This window comes from Pseudomonas sp. ESBL9 (assembly GCF_036668715.1).
Lineage (GTDB): Bacteria > Pseudomonadota > Gammaproteobacteria > Pseudomonadales > Pseudomonadaceae > Aquipseudomonas > Aquipseudomonas lundensis.
In genome coordinates, this window is record NZ_JAZEVV010000010.1 from 125,545 (window position 1) to 144,465 (window position 18,921).

At 54.8% G+C, this 18,921-nt stretch carries 16 protein-coding genes, 1 tRNA gene and 6 pseudogenes; 21 read left to right on the forward strand and 2 right to left on the reverse strand.

Annotated features, from left to right (window positions below; translation table 11 throughout):
* Positions 1–31: 31 nt before the first annotated feature.
* Both V6F78_RS21325 and V6F78_RS21330 read right to left on the reverse strand, forming a co-directional pair.
* A complete protein-coding gene (locus V6F78_RS21325; protein WP_169839811.1) occupies positions 32–505 on the reverse strand; it encodes a peroxiredoxin in 474 nt (157 codons plus the stop codon).
* Between the two features lie 10 nt (positions 506–515).
* Positions 516–1,076, reverse strand: coding sequence for a glycine cleavage system protein R (locus tag V6F78_RS21330; protein WP_047274076.1), 561 nt, complete (start codon positions 1,074–1,076; stop codon positions 516–518).
* 325 nt (positions 1,077–1,401) lie between these two features.
* Here V6F78_RS21330 and dapA point away from each other — a divergent pair, with 325 nt between their 5' ends.
* From dapA to V6F78_RS22555, 21 genes and pseudogenes are all read left to right on the forward strand, one after another.
* Positions 1,402–2,280 carry a 4-hydroxy-tetrahydrodipicolinate synthase gene (dapA, locus tag V6F78_RS21335; protein WP_047293107.1) on the forward strand — a complete coding sequence of 293 codons (879 nt, stop codon included), beginning with the start codon at positions 1,402–1,404 and terminating at the stop codon, positions 2,278–2,280.
* Positions 2,281–2,297: 17 nt separating this feature from the next.
* Positions 2,298–3,413 carry an outer membrane protein assembly factor BamC gene (gene bamC / locus V6F78_RS21340; RefSeq protein ID WP_047274080.1) on the forward strand — a complete coding sequence of 372 codons (1,116 nt, stop codon included), beginning with the start codon at positions 2,298–2,300 and terminating at the stop codon, positions 3,411–3,413.
* Positions 3,414–3,417: 4 nt separating this feature from the next.
* Positions 3,418–4,176, forward strand: coding sequence for an MBL fold metallo-hydrolase (locus V6F78_RS21345; protein ID WP_047274082.1), 759 nt, complete (start codon positions 3,418–3,420; stop codon positions 4,174–4,176).
* A 28-nt stretch (positions 4,177–4,204) separates the two neighbouring features.
* Positions 4,205–4,918 (forward strand): phosphoribosylaminoimidazolesuccinocarboxamide synthase, encoded by a 714-nt coding sequence (gene purC, locus V6F78_RS21350; protein ID WP_047293109.1) that lies wholly within the window; start codon positions 4,205–4,207, stop codon positions 4,916–4,918.
* Positions 4,919–5,009: 91 nt separating this feature from the next.
* A tRNA-Ser gene (locus V6F78_RS21355) sits at positions 5,010–5,099 on the forward strand.
* 1,082 nt (positions 5,100–6,181) lie between these two features.
* Positions 6,182–6,700: an Hcp family type VI secretion system effector gene (locus V6F78_RS21360; protein WP_048364825.1), complete on the forward strand. Its 519-nt coding sequence runs from the start codon at positions 6,182–6,184 to the stop codon at positions 6,698–6,700.
* A 126-nt stretch (positions 6,701–6,826) separates the two neighbouring features.
* Positions 6,827–6,979 carry a hypothetical protein gene (locus V6F78_RS21365; RefSeq protein ID WP_156466849.1) on the forward strand — a complete coding sequence of 51 codons (153 nt, stop codon included), beginning with the start codon at positions 6,827–6,829 and terminating at the stop codon, positions 6,977–6,979.
* On the forward strand, positions 6,976–11,667 hold the full coding sequence (locus V6F78_RS21370) for an RHS repeat-associated core domain-containing protein (protein WP_332728193.1): 4,692 nt from the start codon (positions 6,976–6,978) through the stop codon (positions 11,665–11,667). Before V6F78_RS21365 ends, V6F78_RS21370 begins: the two co-directional genes overlap by 4 nt.
* Before the next feature lie 2 nt (positions 11,668–11,669).
* Positions 11,670–11,939, forward strand: coding sequence for a hypothetical protein (locus V6F78_RS21375; protein ID WP_047296770.1), 270 nt, complete (start codon positions 11,670–11,672; stop codon positions 11,937–11,939).
* A gap of 361 nt (positions 11,940–12,300) precedes the next feature.
* Entirely contained in the window at positions 12,301–12,564 is a 264-nt protein-coding gene (locus tag V6F78_RS21380) for a PAAR domain-containing protein (RefSeq protein WP_047296768.1), read from the forward strand.
* A 54-nt stretch (positions 12,565–12,618) separates the two neighbouring features.
* Positions 12,619–13,698 (forward strand): annotated as a pseudogene (locus tag V6F78_RS21385) (RHS repeat-associated core domain-containing protein); the annotation flags it as partial.
* Between the two features lie 332 nt (positions 13,699–14,030).
* Positions 14,031–14,432, forward strand: coding sequence for a hypothetical protein (locus V6F78_RS21390; protein WP_047296775.1), 402 nt, complete (start codon positions 14,031–14,033; stop codon positions 14,430–14,432).
* A gap of 92 nt (positions 14,433–14,524) precedes the next feature.
* Positions 14,525–14,771: pseudogene (locus tag V6F78_RS22540) on the forward strand (RHS domain-containing protein); the annotation flags it as partial.
* A gap of 296 nt (positions 14,772–15,067) precedes the next feature.
* On the forward strand, positions 15,068–15,415 hold the full coding sequence (locus V6F78_RS22545; protein ID WP_047296774.1) for a hypothetical protein: 348 nt from the start codon (positions 15,068–15,070) through the stop codon (positions 15,413–15,415).
* Positions 15,416–15,445: 30 nt separating this feature from the next.
* Positions 15,446–15,657: pseudogene (locus tag V6F78_RS21405) on the forward strand (PAAR domain-containing protein).
* A gap of 40 nt (positions 15,658–15,697) precedes the next feature.
* Positions 15,698–16,732, forward strand: a pseudogene (locus V6F78_RS21410) (RHS repeat-associated core domain-containing protein); the annotation flags it as partial.
* 338 nt (positions 16,733–17,070) lie between these two features.
* Positions 17,071–17,529 (forward strand): hypothetical protein, encoded by a 459-nt coding sequence (locus V6F78_RS21415; protein ID WP_047296740.1) that lies wholly within the window; start codon positions 17,071–17,073, stop codon positions 17,527–17,529.
* A gap of 107 nt (positions 17,530–17,636) precedes the next feature.
* A pseudogene (locus V6F78_RS22550) lies at positions 17,637–17,799 on the forward strand (RHS repeat-associated core domain-containing protein); the annotation flags it as partial.
* Between the two features lie 104 nt (positions 17,800–17,903).
* On the forward strand, positions 17,904–18,146 hold the full coding sequence (locus V6F78_RS21420; protein WP_169862731.1) for a hypothetical protein: 243 nt from the start codon (positions 17,904–17,906) through the stop codon (positions 18,144–18,146).
* A 3-nt stretch (positions 18,147–18,149) separates the two neighbouring features.
* The gene (locus V6F78_RS21425) at positions 18,150–18,689 is read left to right on the forward strand and encodes a hypothetical protein (protein ID WP_047296743.1); all 540 of its coding nucleotides are present in this window, start codon (positions 18,150–18,152) and stop codon (positions 18,687–18,689) included.
* A gap of 8 nt (positions 18,690–18,697) precedes the next feature.
* Positions 18,698–18,921 (forward strand): annotated as a pseudogene (locus V6F78_RS22555) (hypothetical protein); the annotation flags it as partial.

Consider the following 18,921-nt stretch of genomic DNA (forward strand, 5'->3'; position numbering starts at 1 on the left):
GCGCGGGGGACGCGCCTGCAAGTGTGCGGCATCAGGCGTTGTTCAGCGCCTTGGCCTGTTCCAGCACGGCTTCAACGTGACCGGGCACTTTGACCCCGCGCCATTCGTGACGCAACACACCATCCTTGTCGATCAGGAAGGTGCTGCGGTCCACGCCAAGGTATTCCTTGCCATACAGCTTTTTCAGCTTAATCACATCAAACAACTGGCACAGGGCTTCGTCCTTGTCGCTCAGCAGTTCGAACGGGAAGCCTTGCTTGGCCTTGAAGTTTTCGTGTGATTTGAGGCTGTCACGTGAAACGCCAAAGATTTCCGTGCTAGCCGCCTGGAAGTCCGCGTAGTGATCGCGAAACCCTTGACCTTCAGTGGTGCAGCCCGGCGTGCTGTCCTTGGGGTAGAAGTAAATCACCAGCTGCTTGCCTTTAAGGTCGGACAGCTTGACGGTTTTCTCGCTGGTGGCAGCGATCTGGAAATCGCTGACGGGTTGATCGATTGCTACAGCCATGGGGCGCTCCTTACATCGGGTTTTGTGGACGCCAAGGTTCAATCAGCGCATCGAGGTTCAGGGCGTCGGCAAAATCAAGGAACTGGTCACGCAGCCAGCTGATTTGTACGCCTGCCGGCAAGGTCACGGTAAACGTGGCGTTGAGCATGGTGCCGCCGGTTTGCGGAGCCTGATAGGTGTCGCAGGTCAGGTTTTCGAGTTCGACGTTGTGGTCGATGAAAAACTGGCACAGCTCATTGATGATGTCCGGACGATACGCCGAACTGACATACGCCACGTAAGGCAAGGCTTGCGGACGGGTTTCGAGGGCCGCACTGCGGATCACGTTGACAGTGAATGCGTGTTTTTTGGCCAGTGATGGCAAACCGGCCTCAAGGCGCGCCAGCGCATCCCAGCTGCCAGTGACTTCCAGTACCAGTGCGCTGCACTCGCCGTGGCGCGTCAGGCGTGAGGTCACGACCGCGCAGCGGTTCTCATGGCTGGCACGGCACAGGACGTTGGTCAGCTCCATTGGGTTGGCGCCAAGGGCACTGATGACAAGGAATTGTTCGCGAACTGTGGGGGTGGACATTCAGCCTTCCTAAAACGATGAGTGGTCGGTACGGACGGTGCACGGGTTGCCCGTGGCGCACTTTATGGCGCGAAACCCTCGCACGCAGCGGCCATCACACAAGGTTGGCGAAGGGTGCGAACCCGGCACGGCGGCGTTTGGGTGGGGCTTTGGGCGCAATATAAAGAGCCATAAAACAGGCCCGCGTGCACATCAGTACCAATCAAAGGCTGAAGGGTAGCGAAAAGCAGCGCGAAGGGGAATGCTCATCGGGCGCGCTGTTGCTTGTGCAAGGGTCAAGGCGCCAGTACCATTACGGCTCTCTTTTTCCGGCAGGAGCGGTTGCATGATTGCGGGCAGTATGGTGGCACTGGTCACACCTATGGATGCACAAGGTCGCCTGGACTGGGACGCTCTGAGCAAACTGGTGGACTTTCACCTGCAAGAGGGCACCAACGCCATTGTTGCCGTTGGCACTACAGGTGAATCGGCAACGCTGGATGTGAACGAGCACATCGAAGTGATTCGTCACGTTGTCAAACAAGTCGCAGGGCGTATCGCGGTTATCGCCGGCACGGGCGCCAACTCGACCCGTGAAGCGATCGAGCTGACTGCCAATGCCAAAAAGGCAGGTGCAGATGCTTGTCTGCTGGTCACGCCTTACTATAACAAGCCAACGCAAGAAGGCTTGTATCAGCACTTCAAGGCCATCGCTGAAGCGGTCGACATCCCGCAGATCCTCTACAACGTGCCGGGGCGTACGGCCTGCGACATGCTGCCTGCCACGGTGGTGCGCCTGTCGACGGTGCCAAACATCATCGGCATCAAGGAAGCCACCGGCGACCTGCAGCGGGCCAAAGACATCCTGGCCGGCGTGAGCGAAGACTTCCTGGTGTACTCCGGGGATGACGCCACAGCCGTTGAGCTGATGCTGCTGGGCGGCAAGGGCAATATTTCGGTGACGGCCAACGTTGCGCCGCGTGCCATGAGCGATCTGTGCGCTGCCGCGATCGCGGGCGATGCCGTCAAGGCGCGTGCCATTCACGAACAGTTGATGCCGCTCAATAAAACCCTGTTTATCGAATCCAACCCTATCCCCGTGAAGTGGGCGCTGCATGAGATGGGCATGATGCCGGATGGTATCCGTCTGCCGCTCACCTGGCTCAGCGAAGCCTGCCACGAACCGCTGCGTCAGGCCCTGCGCCAGTCCGGCGTATTGGTTTAATTGAGGAAGCACTACGCATGAAGCGATTGGCCGGACTTTCCGCACTAGCCGTGATTATTTCCAGCACCAGCGGTTGCGGTTGGCTGTGGGGTCCAGAGGGTTATTTCCGGGACCGTGGCAGCGACTATCTGGAGGCGCAACAAACGGCGCCAATGCAATTGCCGCCGGGTGTGCAGACTGACAAGCGCCTTGTGCCGCTGTTGCCGATCCCGAGCAACGTGCCGGATGACAACGTCAAGGGCGAATTTGAAGTGCCGCGTCCGCAGCCTTTGGTGGCGACCACCAGTGCGAGCGATTTCAGCCTGCAAAAAAGCGGCGACAGCCGCTGGTTGATGGCGCAGCGTTCTCCGTCTGAAGTCTGGCCGCTGGCCCTTCAGTTCTTTCAGGACAACGGCTTCCGTATTGACGAGCAGCGCCCGCAAACCGGTGAGTTCACCACTACGTGGCAGGGCGCCAGCGAATTGTCCTCTTCGATGGTCCGTCACCTGGGCAGCAGCGGTCTGGCCGCCGACAGCGAAACGCGCCTGCGAGTCCGTATCGAGCCAGGCGTGCAGCGCAATACCAGCGAAATCTACGTGGTCAGCGCCAACCGCCCTGCGGGCAGCACTGCCAACGTCGACTTCACCAACCGTTCGGTCAACGCCGGGCTGGATGCGGCACTGGTCAATGAAATGCTGGTCAGCATGAGCCGCAGCGCCGACAAGGGCGGTACGGTGTCGTTGCTCGCGGCCCGCGACTTTGACACGCCAACTCGCGTAACCTTGAACGAAGACGGCAGCGGCAACCCGGTGCTGACGCTCAACGAAGACCTCGATCGTGCGTGGTCCAGCGTGGGTCGTGCGCTGGAGCAGGGCGAATGGCGCGTTGAAGACATCAACCGCACGTTGGGCCTGTACTACATCAACCTCGCTGAAAAAGCCCAGAAAAAAGACGACAAGCCTGGCTTCTTCGCCGGTATGTTCGGCAGCAAGCCGGACAAGGAAGAAGTTGAAGCCCGTGCCGAGCGTTATCAGGTTCGCCTGAGCAAAGTGGGCGACGCGGTGCAAGTGACGGTCGAAGAGAACATCAACACCGTAGCGTCGCCAGAAGTGGCGCGCAAAGTGTTGGGCGTGATCCAGGACAACTTGGGCTGATTCTATGCGTTTTGCCGTTCTCGGCAGTGGTAGCCAAGGGAATGGCACGCTGATAGCCAGCGACAGCACTTATGTTTTGGTCGATTGCGGTTTCTCCCTGCGGGAAACCGAACGCCGTTTGGTTCGGTTGGGCATCAGTCCACACCAGCTGAGCGCGATTCTGGTAACCCACGAACATGCCGATCACGTGCATGGCGTGGGTTTACTGTCTCGGCGTTACAATTTGCCGGTCTATATGAGCCGTGGCACCCAGCGCGGGATGCGCAAACCCCTCGAGCCTGCCGGTTACGTGGCGGGTGGCGAGACATTACAGATTGGCGCGTTGAGCATCAGCGTCACACGGGTCGCCCATGATGCGCAGGAGCCCACGCAATACGTATTCAGTGACGGTCAGCGACGTTTTGGTCTGCTGACTGACCTGGGTTCCTATTGCGACGGTGTGCTGCACAGCTATCGCGATCTGGATGCGTTGATGATCGAGTCCAACCACTGTCGCGACATGCTTGCCCGTGGCCACTACCCGTACTTTCTCAAGCAGCGGGTGGGCGGTCAGGAAGGACATTTGAACAACCATCAGGCTGCAAACCTGGTGGCCGAGTTGGGCTGGAAAGACCTGCAACACCTGGTGCTGGCCCACCTGAGCAGCAAGAACAACCTGCCGCAGCTGGCCCGGCAATGTTTTGTCGACACCCTTGGGTGCGACCCGGACTGGCTGCAACTGGCCGATCAAGATTCAGGGCTAGACTGGCGCACAATCGCCTAGCCCACCTACTTAGCATGCGGAGCCCATCATGGAAAAACGTGAAGAACTCTATCGCGGTAAAGCGAAATCGGTTTACAAGACTGACGACGCCAACCGCTTGATCCTGCTGTTCCGCAACGACACCTCGGCGTTCGACGGCAAGCGCATCGAACAGCTCGATCGCAAAGGTATGGTGAACAACAAGTTCAACGCCTTCATCATGCAAAAACTCGAAGAAGCCGGCGTGCCGACCCAATTCGACAGGCTGCTGGGCGACAACGAATGCCTGGTGAAAAAACTCGACATGATCCCGGTTGAGTGTGTCGTGCGTAACTATGCGGCGGGCAGCCTGGTCAAGCGCCTGGGCGTAGAAGAGGGCATGAAGCTCAACCCTTACACCTTCGAACTGTTCCTCAAAGACGACGCCAAAGGCGACCCGTTCATCAACGAATCCCACGTGGTGGCGTTTGGCTGGGGCACGGCCGAGCAATTGGTACGCATGAAAGAGCTGTCGCTCAAAGTCAACGAGGTGCTGAGCAAGCTGTTCGACGACGCAGGCCTGATGCTGGTCGACTTCAAACTCGAATTCGGCGTCTTCCATGACGGCTCGATCGTACTGGGCGACGAATTCAGCCCGGACGGCTGCCGCCTGTGGGACAAGGCCACTGGCAAGAAGATGGACAAAGACCGCTTCCGTCAGGGTCTGGGCGACGTCATCGAAGCTTACGAAGAAGTGGCAAACCGCCTGGGCGTTCCGCTTTAAGCCGTAAAAACGCGCAAGCATCTGATAGCACGCAGTTTTTTTGAAAATAAGGTTTGCCTGAATCAAAAGTGCTGTTATGATGCGCGCCGTTGGAGAGATGCCAGAGTGGCCGAATGGGACGGATTCGAAATCCGTTGTACTGGCGACAGTACCTAGGGTTCGAATCCCTATCTCTCCGCCATTATTGAACAAGACTAAGCCCCTGAAATGGTTGAACATTTCAGGGGCTTTTTCGTTTTCGGGATGTGATGAAAGGCCATTCTCGACACCCGCTGATCCAGGGCCGAGTCGATCCGTTCGACGGTGCGCAACTTGGAGCGCGCTTTCGGTGCTTTCTATTCTCGAACCACTGGCGGCCTGCGCCGTACGGCTCTCCACGTCTTCGATGACGAGTGCAATCACTTCAGATAACCACAGCTCCGTCCAGCCGTTGAGTATGCTCCTGCGGGCATCGGGTATGCGCGCAGGATCTACTTTGTCTATTCCCTCGATCTCTTCCCGGCTAAATGGATCGGCCTGCTCAAGGGCGGCATCAGTACCCACATGACTGATGCTGCCCACAGGGGGCGGATCTGAGCGCCCTGTCTCCAAAAGCGTTGGCCCCGATGTGCCTGACAATCGTAAAAATGTCATTCACGGTCTTTTGGCCGCGCCCTTGTTTTAGTAGCGGGGCCGGGAACAGTCCAATGCCACGTGTGCTGATGTCTGCGATCCACGATTCGCCGAGTTTTTTCTCGACGTAAAGCGCTTTGCTTGTGCCTTGCTGGCCTTCCGTCCAATCGTTGAAGTCGGTTCTGCCCAGTAGCACAAGAGCCTGTGCGAAGGGGGGTGAATTTCTGGCGTTATGCCTACCCAAATGCCCCGGGTTTTTAGCTCTGTTCAAAGACTATTTTGAGGGCTAAGCACAGCCTGTTTTTAAACTAACCAGACTTTAAAAAGACGCGTTTCGGAAGTTTCCCATTTTTCGCAACTGCGCAAGAAGTTGCGCACTCAAATGTGGATAACTGTGTGGATACATGGCCGCGCTGCATATAAACCGTGGCCTGCAGACGAGTGCGCAAGAAGTTGCACAGTACTGCGCAACTTCTTGCGCACTTTTTAAAGGTTTTTGTTTAAAAAATAACCAGCAAAATTCCTTACTTCGCGTAACGCCTTGTTTTTAAATGACTTGATAAAAGCTGGCACGATCTTTGGTTACTCCATTCAGCACTTGAGTGGCATTTGCGCCTTTCAAGTCCTCATTTTTGAGCAAGGAGAGCATCAATGGCGACGCCAGCTTACATGTCCATCACCGGCACCAAACAGGGTCTGATTACAGCCGGTGCATTCACCGCGGATTCGGTGGGCAACACGTATCAGGAAGGTCATGAAGACCAGGTCATGGTTCAGGGTTTCAGCCACGAAGTGATCATCCCTCGCGACCCGCAATCAGGCCAACCGACCGGCCAGCGTGTTCACAAGCCGGTGAAGATCACCAAGGTGTTCGACAAGTCCTCGCCGCTGCTGCTGGCCGCACTGACCTCGGGCGAGCGCCTGACCGAAATCGAAATCCAGTGGTTCCGCACCTCGGCTGCCGGCACGCAAGAGCATTACTTCACCACCAAACTTGAAGACGCCATCATCGTCGACATCAAGGACTACATGCACAACTGCCAGGACCCGTCGAACTCGCACTTCACGCACCTGGAAGACGTGGAATTCACCTACCGAAAAATCACCTGGACCCACGAAGTGTCGGGCACTTCCGGTTCCGATGACTGGCGTACGCCGGTGGCTGGCTAAGGCTGGCTGAGTGTTTCTGCGCACGGGCGCCTTGTGGGTCAGTGCGCAGGTTTAACCCCGGAATGATGTGTTTTCGTCGCCTCTTTTTTGGCGACGCGCGCCTGCAGCACTGCATGAGGAGTCAGGATGTTTTCACCGGCGGATCAACCCCATTTCACGCTCACCCTTGCGGGTGCGGACGTTCAGGTCGTGGCCTTCAAGGGCCGCGAGGCCTTGAGCAGGCCGTTTGTTTTTGATCTGGAGCTGGTCAGCCTGCTGACGGGTGAGAGGCTTTCATGACCCCTGGAAATGCCGTTGCTCACACCCGTGCGCCCCAAGTTGCCATCGTTCCGCTCAATGAAGTTCAGATCGAAGATGTCGGGCGCGACGTTTCCGCCATTGATGCCTGGCTGCAAGACATCAGCGGCGGGGCGGTTACCCTTGAACGACTGCAACACGTTGCAGGCTTGGTTCCGGTCGTTGGCAATGTCATGGCGCTTGCTGATGCCATTGGCGACATTGTGAGTCTGATTAAAAACGGTGGCAGCGACCCGCTCGACTGGGTCAGTCTGGGCATCAATCTGGTGTGTGTTGCTCCTTTTCCCGGCACCACCGCGGCGCGCGTGAGCTTGCGCTCAATCTTGTCTTTGGCCCGTAGTGAGCTTGCCCATACCGGCAAGATAGTGCTCGGCGATGCATTGATTGAAGTCATGGTTGGGCACCTGAATGCAACGATTGTGGGCCGGCTTGAGCACTTTCTGACCATTGCCCAAAGCCAGCTACCGGATTTGCTGGAGCAGGCAGGGGGGGTGGGCGAAGAGCTTGTGTTGGACCTCGCCAAAGGAATGAGGGCGCTGGTAGACGGTGACATGGACGTGAAGGGGCGTCTTGCCAGCGCGCAGCAACACATCACGTCCATCAACACTGAGCAGCTCAAGCGCAACCCGTTTCACATCTTCACGAATGTCTATGGCGCTTTGCGGGATATTCAGGTCGCTGCGGGCACCAGCGTGGCCAACTCGGCGGCCAAACTTCTGATGCCTGCTCAGGCCAAAAAGCGGGTGTACGAGCAGACTGAGCATTTGATAGCGATGGCGCCCGAGCTGCGCGTCCAGCTCAGAAAACTTAACGATCCAGCCCTTAAGGGATCCATCGGATCGCTTTTGGTCGTGCTCAACAAAGCTGTTCAGTTATGGCGTTTGCGCAACCCGCACGCACTGAGCAGTAGCATCAAAACGGGGACGACGAGCAAAGCCCGCTACATACAGGGAAAAGGTGAGCTGGAAGTCCGGAAAAAAGAGGTGCCTGCCCAAAAGACGGCCAACCCAGGGAAAAATGGCCCATGCGTTGGGTCTTGTAACAGCATCCTTTTCTCTTTAGGGGCGGAAACGTTCAGCCACACGGATTTCAGCTTGCCCGGCCCGTTCCCGATTGACTGGACACGCACCTATTACTCGCGCCTGAGTGCCTACGACCAAGGCGCCCTGGGCGCGCGCTGGATCAACGAATTCACCACCCGCTTTGACCTCCATGACAAGGGGCTGGTGTTCCACGATTCTGACGGCCGTGAGCATAAATACGCACTCAAACCCGTCGGCCAGGCGCACTACGACGCCATCGAAAACCTGACGCTGGTTCGCGTCACGGAAAACACCCTGTTGCTGTGTCGTGGCTTCGAGCGCAGGGAAAGTTACGTTCGTCACGGCGACCGCTTCCTGCTCGCGCAAATCGAACTGCGCAACGGCGCAGGCATCATGCTGCACCACGAATACCGTCACGCTGACCAGCCGGTGTTGTCCGACCTCATCACCTACCAGGGCGACCTCGACAACGTCCATTTACATCTGGGCACGATGATGGACGAACACGGGCGCCTCACAGGCCTGTGGGAAATCAGCGACAGCGCGCCGGTGCGCCAACTGGCGGCCTACTACTACGATGCCCACGGCGACCTGATCAACGCCCAGGACGAAAACGGCGCAGCCTGGACGTACCAATACCAGCACCACCTGATCACCCGCTACACCGACCGCACGAATCGCGGCATGAACTTGCAATGGCAAGGCACCGGCCCCGACGCGAAAGCAGTCCGTGAATGGGCCGACGACGGCAGCTTCGACACGCGCCTGGAGTGGGACGACAACATCCGCCTGACCTACGTCACCGACGCCCACGGCCACGAGACCTGGCACTACTACGACATCCTCGGCTACACCTACCGCATCCGCCATGCCGACGGGCGCTCGGAATGGCTGTTCCGTGACGACGCGAAAAACATCGTGCGCCACGTGCATCCCGACGGCAGCACCGACCGCTACGCGTACGACGATCGCAGCAACCTGCTCGAACATACCCGCGCCGACCACAGCGTCATGCACTACGCCTACGACGATCACGATCAACTGATCAAAATCAGCGACGCCGAAGGTGGCCTGTGGCTGCGTGACTACGACGATCAGGGCAACCTGATCGAAGCCGTCGACCCGCTGGGCAACACCACCGAATACGCCTACACCGCAGCGGGCTTGCCGAGCGCCATCAAAGACGCCAACGGCAACGAAAAAGCCCTCGCCTACAACGACGCCGGGCAACTTATCGAGTACACCGACTGCTCCGGCAAAACCAGCGTTTGGGAGTACAACGACCTCGGCCAGATGGTCTGCTTCACCGATGCGGCGGGCAACACAACCGAGTACCTCTACAAAGCCGGTCAACTGATCCATATCAAGCACCCCGATAACACCGAAGAACGCTTCAGCCGCGACGCCGAAGGCCGACTGCTGGCCCACACCGATGGCCTCAACCGCTGCACCACCTGGAGCTACACCGCCGCCGGTTTGATCGACGAACGTATCGACGCCGCCGAACAGACCCTGCGCTACCGCTGGGACCGCCTCGGGCAACTGCTCGCGCTGGAAAACGAAAACCAGCAAAAGGCTCTTTTTCACTACGACCCGGTCGGTCGCTTGCTCAAAGAGACCGGGTTTGACGGACGCAGCACCCTGTACGCGTACGACGAATCAACCGGGCGCCTGGCCAGCACCGTCGACGGCCAGCGCACCACCCAGGTCGAGTTCGACCCCACCGGCCGCCTCATCGAACGCACCGCACGCCTGGGCGGCGCCACCCAAACCGAAACCTTCGCCTACGACGGCAACGGCAATTTGGTCATGGCCAGCAACGCCGACAGCCGCCTGCAATGGTTCCACGACCCGGCGGGCAACCTGCTGCGCGAACACCAGCACTACCTGAGTTTGCAAACCCCGGTAGTTGCCGTGTGGCAGCACGAATACGACGTGCTCAACCAACGCATCGCCACCACCCGCCCGGACGGCCACAGAGTGAGCTGGCTGACCTACGGCAGCGGCCACCTGCTGGGCCTGCGCCTGGACGAACACGAACTGATCGGCTACGAACGCGACGACCTGCACCGCGAAGTCGCCCGCCACCAAGGCAACCACCTGCTACAAACCCAACAATGGGACCCGGCCGGGCGCCTGCAAGAACAGCTTTTAGGCCGCAGCGACGACAAAACCACCCTGCTCAAACGCACCTATCAGTACGACGCAGCCAGCCAACTGACCGACATCCACGACAGCCGTCGTGGGCCGCTGTCCTACCGCTACGACCCGGTTGGCCGACTGCTCAACGCCACCAGCCGCCTGGGCGTCGAAACCTTCGCCTTCGACCCGGCCAGCAACCTGCTGGACGAACAAAATCAACAGGTCCAACGACCGCTGGAGCAAAAAACCAAACGCAACAAACTCATGGACAACCTGCTGCGCGAATACGCCGGCAGCCACTACGACTACGACGAACGCGGCAACCAGATCCAGCGCCTGCACAACGGCCAGCTCAACCGCCTGCACTGGGACCTGTTTGACCGCCTGGTACGCTTTGAAAACAGCCAACTGCGCGTCGACTACGCCTACGACCCGCTGGGCCGCCGCCTCTACAAACACTCCAGCGCCCACCACCTAAACCGAAGCGAAGCGGGCTCGCAGTGGAACCGCAACGAACAGGCGCGCAAACAGCGCGAACTAGGGTGCGGCTTCACCTTATTCGGCTGGGACGGCGACACCCTCGCCTGGGAAAGTAGCCCCGCACAGGCCGACGGCGCGAGCGGCAAAACCGTCCACTACCTCTACGAACCCGGCACCTTCGTCCCCGTGGCCCAGGCCCTGCGCCACCAACCGATGCGCCTGCTGGCCCAACCGAGTTACACCGGCGCCTACGACATCGACCAAGACCCGCTGTGGACCCACACCCCGCAAGCGCTGCCGATTGACGTGTTGGCGTGGTACCAGTGCGACCACCTCGGCACGCCACAAGAACTGACCGACCACACCGGCCAAATCGCCTGGAGCGCGCAGTACAACGCGTGGGGAGAAGTCAAAGAACAACGCTCGGAATGGGCACAGCAGAAAAGCCTGACCAACCCAATCAGGTTTCAGGGGCAATACCACGATCACGAAACAGGGCTGCACTACAATCGGTATAGGTACTATGATCCACGGGTCGGACGGTTTGTTAGCAAAGACCCGATCAGCTATGCGGGTGGGTTGAATCTTTATGCGTATGCGCCGAATCCGGTGGAGTGGGTTGATCCGCTTGGATTAAGATGCGATAGCCCTGCGCAAAAGCTAAAACGCAAACTATCGGCCTTACAAAGTGCAGAAAAATCTGCTGAGCGTATACGTGAACTGCCGGATGGTCGCATCAGGTATTACGATAAGGAAGCTTTAGCCAGAACTTCGGGCCCCACCAGAGGGAGATCTCATGTCACGGAATATAACTCAGCTACTGGCCAAGTGCGTACATGGGAGGAAACCTATGATCATTTCGGTGCGGTAAACCGTGTTCACCCAAAAATGAACAATGGGGAGCTATTAGATCTGCCACACTATCCTCCAACGAGATCAGATATTGATCAAGGCATCGCGAGCCCTAGCGGCAGAGCCATAAAAAAATGTCAATGTGGATGCTAGTTATGAATAACTACGAAAAAGAGACCCGATTGCTGGTGGAGTTAATAGATTATGTAGAGTCTGTACCTTACGATCCTTTACGATTTGCAAAGTACATTTATGCCAAGCGACTTGACGAGTGCATTTATCAATACGAGGACAAGCAGTTGAGCGAAGCTTTCGACCTACTAGGTGGGATGAGTGCGGGCGAGGAGTTTTTTTATTCAAAAGATGAAATCCTGCAAATGCTGAATGATTGCTTAAGCGCTTTAAAAAACAAAGTCAAGCCTTGAGGAGTATGGGTTATTTGGCGTAAACAATTACATAGCTGTGCTCAGCTTTTTTGATGAAAATAGTTCCGACAAGACAAAGGTAAAGATAGTGGGATTCATTGATAAGGTGAGAGGGGTATGCGCGCCCGCACAGAGTACTTCTATTTTTTTGTTGATATACCTAATGGCTGTGATTTTTTTTGCAATCGATAAATATTTTTCGTCAATGTCTGATTGCGAAAAACTTGCATATGAAGACGCTTGCCTGCAACACGACAATATGGACCAAGCACGATACATAGAGTGTTTGTCACTAGCCTCAATAACCAATATAAAACATTGATTTCACGGACATCACTGAGCAATTGAGATAAGTAACTAAATGAAAGACATCATCCGCCTAGGCGACTCCAGCACTCACGGTGGCGTCGTTCTCGAAGCTTTTTCGCAAACCGACCTCAACAGCAAGCCCATTGCCGGGGTCGGGCACATGGTCAGTTGCCCTTTGTGCAAGGGGATTTTCCCAATTGTTGAGGGCAGCGCTACTTACGCCGTTGACGGGATTGCCGTCGCACTCGACGGGATGAAAACGGCATGTGGCGCCGCACTGATTGCGAGTGGCCCGAAAGGTGCCGTAAGCAGTTGAACGGCAATAGCGCTCTTTAAAAAATCAGCTCGTATATGGCTAGTCTGCACTGCCCAACGCGGGTACAAATACAATGCCGCAGGCCAACTGACCGACATCACTGACAGCCGCCGTGGCCCCCTGTCCTACCGCTACGACGTGGTGGGCCGATTGCTCGAAGCCACCAGCCGTTTGGGTGTGGAAACCTTCGCCTTCGACCCGGCGAGCAACCTGCTCGACGAAAAAACTCAGCAGGTTCAAAGACCGCTGGAGCAAAACCCCAAGCGCAACAAACTGATGGACAACCTGCTGCGCGAATACGCCGGCACTCACTACGAATACGACGAACGCGGCAACCAGATCCAGCGCCTGCACAACGGCCAGCTCAGCCGTTTGCACTGGGACCTGTTTGATCGGTTGGTACGCTTTGAAAACAGCCAACTGAGCGTCGACTACGCCTACGACGCCCTGGGTCGGCGCCTGTACAAAAACTCCCATGCCCACCACCGCAACAACCCGGAGGCCGGCTCGCAGTGGAATAAGAACGAACAGGCGCGCAAACAACGGGAACTGGGCTGTGGTTTTACCTTATTTGGCTGGGACGGCGACACCCTGGCCTGGGAAAGCAGCCCGCCGCAGGACGATGGCGGCTCGGGGCGTACGGTTCATTATATTTATGAGCCCGGCACCTTTGTCCCGGTAGCCCAGGCCATACGGCACACGCCGATTCGCCTGTTGGCGCAGCCGAGCTATGAAGGTGGCTACGACATTGATGAAGATCCGCTGTGGACCTACAAAATCGAGGCGAACCCGATCGAGGTACTGGCCTGGTACCAGTGTGATCACCTCGGCACGCCGCAGGAACTGACCGACCACAACGGCCAGATGGCCTGGAGCGCGCACTACAAAGCCTGGGGTGAAGTAAAAGAGCAGCGCTCGGAGTGGGCGCAACGTGTAGGCCTGAAAAACCCGATCCGCTTTCAGGGCCAGTACCACGACCACGAGACCGGGCTGCACTACAACCGCTATCGGTACTATGATCCTCAGGTCGGGCGGTTTATCAGCAAGGACCCGATCAGCTATGCGGGTGGGTTGAATCTGTATGTGTATGCGCCGAATCCCATAGAATGGACGGATCCGTTGGGGTTGACGAAGTTTCCTGTTGATGCAGGACGCAAACCAACGTCAGAGAAGCGCAATCAAAATTCTAAATGCCCATGTAGAAAAAAATGGGAAGTTAACCGCTATGATCGACTTTGTGAAAGACATGTTGGTGGTGTTGGCCAAGTGAAATATCAGCGAGATCCAGTGACTAAACAATGGTGGTCAGAGGATAAAACTGGTCACGGCGAGAGCGCATGGAAACTCTATGATAAAAACGGCGATTGGATTGCTGACGCTGACGTGTATGGTGACTATATGAGTAAGTACAAAAGCAACGTTGGGAAGACAATTAACTTTAAATCGCTTAAATGCAAGGACGCCAAATGATTTACTCTGCCGAAGAATTCGTAAAGCTACGAGAGAGCCCTATAAAAAGCGAGTACGACCGAGCAGCCATGGATGAAGCTGATATTTCTATTTGGCGAGATATAATTAAAAAATATCCGAATCACAGAAAATGGGTAGCTCATAACAAAACCGTTCCGATAGAGATTCTTGAAGAACTATGCAAATTCGATACCGGGGTACGTCAATTTGTAGCTTCCAAGCGAAAGCTGACTGTTGAGTTATTTGAAAAACTATCAAATGACCCAGATAGTACTGTGCGAATAGCAATTGCTGCCAATAAGAAAACACCAATTGGGATCATTAAGAAACTCTTAAATGACTTTGATTCCGATGTTGCTAGTAGCGCTGCCTACAATTACAAAAATAGAAGAAATTAGGATGTGCGCCATGAGCGAATTTGATAATTAGCCAGTTTACACAGGTGGTTAAAATATAGATAAAAAAACCGCCGTAGACCTTCCAAACCAAAGCGAACCCGATCGATGTACTGGCCTGGTACCAGTGCGATCACCTCGGCACCCCGCAAGAACTGACCGATCACAATGGCCAAATGGCCTGGAGTGCGCAGTACAAAGCCTGGAGTGAAGTAAAAAAAACAGCGCTCGGAATGGGCACGGCGCGAATGCCTGACCAACCCGATCAGCTATGCGGGTGGGTTGAATCTGTATGTGTATTCGCCTAATCCGGTGGAATGGGTTGATCCGCTGGGGTTGGCGCGTATTTATAAAGATGCCCCGTACCATGGACCAGCTGATAACGCAGTAAAGAGCCGGGCACCTTCAAATGGGCAGGCGGCTTTAGACAATTCTGTTCAAGTTAAAGAAACCTCTCCTAGAAGAGTAGGAGTAGATACGGCAAAGAATGAATTAGTGGTTCTTGATAAGACCCAGACACTACCGAACGGGGATGAGGAATTTCATGGGCATGTACGGTGTTGGTGCGACCTTCATAGTGACCAGCAAAATGCGCTCAGAAAATCCAAAAAAACAACTACCAAAGGAAAAATCAAAAAATGAATATTCCGAATAAACTCTCTTTAACAGAGCTGGAGAGCTTATTGAAATCCGACAATGAGCAGGAGCTTATAGAGGCTCTCATGTACGCTGTATTTAATATTGATGAACCTAGGTGGATCCAGGAAAAATGCCATGAATTAATATATTCAGACAAGAGTTTGAATATAAAGGGGCTTGCAATTACCTGTTTAGGGCATGTTGCCAGAATACATGGAACAATTGATAAAAATATCACAATCCCTTTATTGATAAAGCTTAGTAAAGACCATAATTTATCCGGGCGAGCAAGCGATGCCCTAGATGATATTGAGCAGTTCGTAAAAAACAAAGACATCATCCGCTAAGGAGAAGACAGCACCCACGGTGGCGTCGTTCTGGAAGCTTTCCCAATACCGACCTCAACGGCAAACCCATTGCCGGGGGCGGTCACATGGTCAGTTGCCCATTGTGCAAGGGGATTTTCCCGATTGCCGAGGGCAGCGCTACTTACGCCGTTGACGGGATTGCCGTCGCACTCGACGAGATGAAAACCGCCTGCGGGGCCAGCCTGATTGCCAGTGGCCCTAAAGGAGCCGTAAGCCGTTGAATGGCGACAGCGTTCTTTAAAAAACCAGCTTGCATTTGACCAGTCCGTGCTGCTCAAGCGCGACTATAAATACGATGCCGCAGGCCAACTGATCGACATCCACGACAGCCGTCGCGGGCCGCTGTCCTACCGCTACGACCCGGCCAGCAACCTGCTGGATGAAAAAAACCAGCAGGTCCAACGACCGCTGGAGCAAAACCCCAAACGCAACTAACTCATGGACAACCTGCTGCGCGAATACGCCGGCAGCCACTACGACTACGACGAACGCGGCAACCAGATCCGCCGCTGGCACAACGGCCAGCAAAGCCGCCTGCACTGGGACCTGTTTGACCGCCTGGTGCGCTTTGAAAACAGCCAACTGCGCGTCGACTACGCCTACGACCCGCTGGGCCGTCGTCTGTACAAACACTCCAACGCCCACCACCGCAACCGCTCCGAAGTCGGCTCGCAGTGGAACCGCAACGAACAGGCGCGCAAACAGCGGGAACTGGGGTGCGGCTTCACCTTATTCGGCTGGGACGGCGACACCCTCGCCTGGGAAAGTAGCCCCGCACAGGCCGACGGCGCGAGCGGCAAAACCGTCCACTACCTCTACGAACCCGGCAGCTTCGTCCCCGTGGCCCAGGCCTTGCGCCACCAACCGATGCGCCTGCTGGCCCAACCGAGTTACACCGGCGCCTACGACATCGACCAGGACCCGCTGTGGACCCACACCCCGCAAGCGCTGCCGATTGACGTGTTGGCGTGGTACCAGTGTGATCACCTCGGCACACCGCAGGAACTCACCGACCCCACCGGCCAAATCGCCTGGAGCGCGCAGTACAACGCGTGGGGGGAAGTTAAAGAACAACGCTCGGAATGGGCCCAGCGCCAAGGCCTGACCAACCCGATCAGGTTTCAGGGGCAGTACCACGATCATGAAACAGGGCTGCACTACAATCGGTATAGGTACTATGATCCACGGGCCGGACGGTTTGTTAGCAAAGACCCGATCAGCTATGCGGGTGGGTTGAATCTTTATGCGTATGCGCCGAATCCAACGGGGTGGGTTGATCCAAATGGGTTAGCCAAGCTCCCTAAAGAGGGTCGATACCACGGCCCAAAACCAAAATATGAAAATCCAGGGCACCATGATCCTTCATCTGGAAAATTTAGAGGTGGAGGAACAAAAACTTCAATTCTTCCCAAAAATGCAGAGGAGTTGTACAAAAAAGCGATACCTGATGCAGAGGGTAAGCATTGGTATACGCGAGATGAACATGGCGTAGTTCATCGTTTTGGCAATAGCAATGATGGAAAAGTGCATTGGAATGGAGACTCTATGCAGAATCGCGGGATTCCAGTGCCACCTGAAGTTGCTAAACGGTTTGCAGCAAGGACGATTACTTGTAAATGTAAGGGGACAGGGAAATGAAAGAGCCAATAATTAAATTGGAGGTAGAGCTCTCAACTGACAGGCAATACGTTTTTTCGCGCTGTGAATTTGTTTTTGGTTCAGTAAGTGTTGGAGATTACGAGCAGCTTATGCTTGCAAAGAGTCTTTTGTTGGCGTTAGAGGATTTAGTGGTCAGAATGAATGATTTTGAGCCGATAGAGTGCGCCATGGATAATTTGGAAAACGTCCTGTCTAATGCTATTCGAGAAGATATAAGAAATTCTTGCTTGCCGTTAGGTGTTGAGGCTTTTGATGGTGATGAGGCGGTATTCGTTGATGTGCATAAGCAAAGTTTTATTGTCATAAAACCTTGGGCAAGCACTACATGCTTTACTGAGGAACTCAGTATTTCTCAGTATTGCTCTATGATAGAGGCGTCTATTTATGAGTTGAAGGAGAGATTAAAAATGTTCGCGTCAATATCTAGCATATAGATGTGCAGATATGATTTTGTGGCTTGTGGAGTTTTTAAGTCCGCTTGCATCACTTACATAGTCATTTGATTCATATAAGATGCTGCAACGATTATAAAATAGCCATGCATGATCACGAAATATGGCTGCACTATAATCGGTATAGGCACTATGATCCACGGGGCGAACGGTTTATCAGCTAAGACCCCATCAGCTATGCGGGTGGGTTGAATCTGTATGCGTATGCGCCCAATCCGGTGGAGTGGATTGATGCGTTGGGACTTGCTAAGCGAGGCCCTAAAAGCAATGGAGAGGGTCCACATAATCAAGTTATTCAAGCTTGGGGCCAAGAGGTTGAGGCTTCTGGGGGGAGAGTCATTGCTGGGGGCGGGGTCATGAAAGAGCAGTTAGTCCTCACGCCAGGAGGTAATAAAGGAGGTCGTCGCCCAGATATAATTTACGAGGATGTAGAGGGAAAACTCATCTACGGCAATGTCGGTAAAAATCGTGCAGACCAAACAACTTCGATTGTTCGAGAGAAACAGGCACTTGATGATCTAAGAACAAAAATCAAGGGAGAATTTGCTCCTGATGACGTGCAATTCCGGCCATATAATTGCACCTGCCAAAGGAAATAGTTAATGGATAAAATCATTTTTTTGATGTTTGAAGAGTTTGTAAGCATTAATTCGGAACTCATGGCAAATACAGGGTTTTGCTTGTATTTTTGGCACAAGATAGAGAAAAGATTCGCGCGCTTAGATGATCTTAATCTAAAGGACTTTAACGAAAGTGATTTTTCTTTTTGTGATTGGTTTTTTGGTGAAAGAAAGGATGAGGGGGTAATCGCTTTACATACAAAAGAAACATTCAGGCGTGAGCAAAGAAAGGGCTTCGTTACTGTATCTTACGAAGGAGAGGATGAATATGCTATTGGGGCAACACGCTACAGCGCCGACAGTTCAAGTGTTGAAAAAATAGTCAATCGAGAGTTGAATAAATTATTTAAGAAGTACGCTCGGAAAGGAGTCGTGGCAGGCGACGGTAAAACTTACAAGATTTTAGATAACTACTACTGGACCGAAAAAGCAGTTAGCAGCGGCAAAAATTGGCGATTATTTATAGGTCGCGGAGTTCGTAAGGAATCTAACAAGACGCCAGGATTTATCCCGAAACCATAAACTATTGCTACGAACGCGACGACCTGCACCGCGAAGTCGCCCGTCATCAGGGCAACCGTCTTCTACAAACCCAACAATGGGACCCGGCCGGGCGCCTGCAAGAATAGCTTTTAGGCCGCAGCGACGACAAAACCACCCTGCTCAAACGCACCTATCAGTACGACGCAGCCAGCCAACTGACCGACATCCACGACAGCCGCCGTGGGCCGCTGTCCTACCGCTACGACCCGGT

What these genes read in the sequence shown, in the direction of transcription:
- V6F78_RS22545 (WP_047296774.1), top strand. Translation starts at nt 15,068, where the DNA reads ATGAATATTCCGAATAAACTCTCTTTAACAGAGCTGGAGAGCTTATTG.
- V6F78_RS21360 (WP_048364825.1), top strand. Translation starts at nt 6,182, where the DNA reads ATGGCGACGCCAGCTTACATGTCCATCACCGGCACCAAACAGGGTCTG.
- bamC (WP_047274080.1), top strand. Translation starts at nt 2,298, where the DNA reads ATGAAGCGATTGGCCGGACTTTCCGCACTAGCCGTGATTATTTCCAGC.
- V6F78_RS21375 (WP_047296770.1), top strand. Translation starts at nt 11,670, where the DNA reads ATGAATAACTACGAAAAAGAGACCCGATTGCTGGTGGAGTTAATAGAT.
- V6F78_RS21370 (WP_332728193.1), top strand. Translation starts at nt 6,976, where the DNA reads ATGACCCCTGGAAATGCCGTTGCTCACACCCGTGCGCCCCAAGTTGCC.
- purC (WP_047293109.1), top strand. Translation starts at nt 4,205, where the DNA reads ATGGAAAAACGTGAAGAACTCTATCGCGGTAAAGCGAAATCGGTTTAC.
- V6F78_RS21425 (WP_047296743.1), top strand. Translation starts at nt 18,150, where the DNA reads ATGGATAAAATCATTTTTTTGATGTTTGAAGAGTTTGTAAGCATTAAT.
- V6F78_RS21420 (WP_169862731.1), top strand. Translation starts at nt 17,904, where the DNA reads ATGAAAGAGCAGTTAGTCCTCACGCCAGGAGGTAATAAAGGAGGTCGT.
- V6F78_RS21345 (WP_047274082.1), top strand. Translation starts at nt 3,418, where the DNA reads ATGCGTTTTGCCGTTCTCGGCAGTGGTAGCCAAGGGAATGGCACGCTG.
- V6F78_RS21330 (WP_047274076.1), bottom strand. Translation starts at nt 1,076, where the DNA reads ATGTCCACCCCCACAGTTCGCGAACAATTCCTTGTCATCAGTGCCCTT.
- dapA (WP_047293107.1), top strand. Translation starts at nt 1,402, where the DNA reads ATGATTGCGGGCAGTATGGTGGCACTGGTCACACCTATGGATGCACAA.
- V6F78_RS21365 (WP_156466849.1), top strand. Translation starts at nt 6,827, where the DNA reads ATGTTTTCACCGGCGGATCAACCCCATTTCACGCTCACCCTTGCGGGT.
- V6F78_RS21390 (WP_047296775.1), top strand. Translation starts at nt 14,031, where the DNA reads ATGATTTACTCTGCCGAAGAATTCGTAAAGCTACGAGAGAGCCCTATA.
- V6F78_RS21325 (WP_169839811.1), bottom strand. Translation starts at nt 505, where the DNA reads ATGGCTGTAGCAATCGATCAACCCGTCAGCGATTTCCAGATCGCTGCC.
- V6F78_RS21380 (WP_047296768.1), top strand. Translation starts at nt 12,301, where the DNA reads ATGAAAGACATCATCCGCCTAGGCGACTCCAGCACTCACGGTGGCGTC.
- V6F78_RS21415 (WP_047296740.1), top strand. Translation starts at nt 17,071, where the DNA reads ATGAAAGAGCCAATAATTAAATTGGAGGTAGAGCTCTCAACTGACAGG.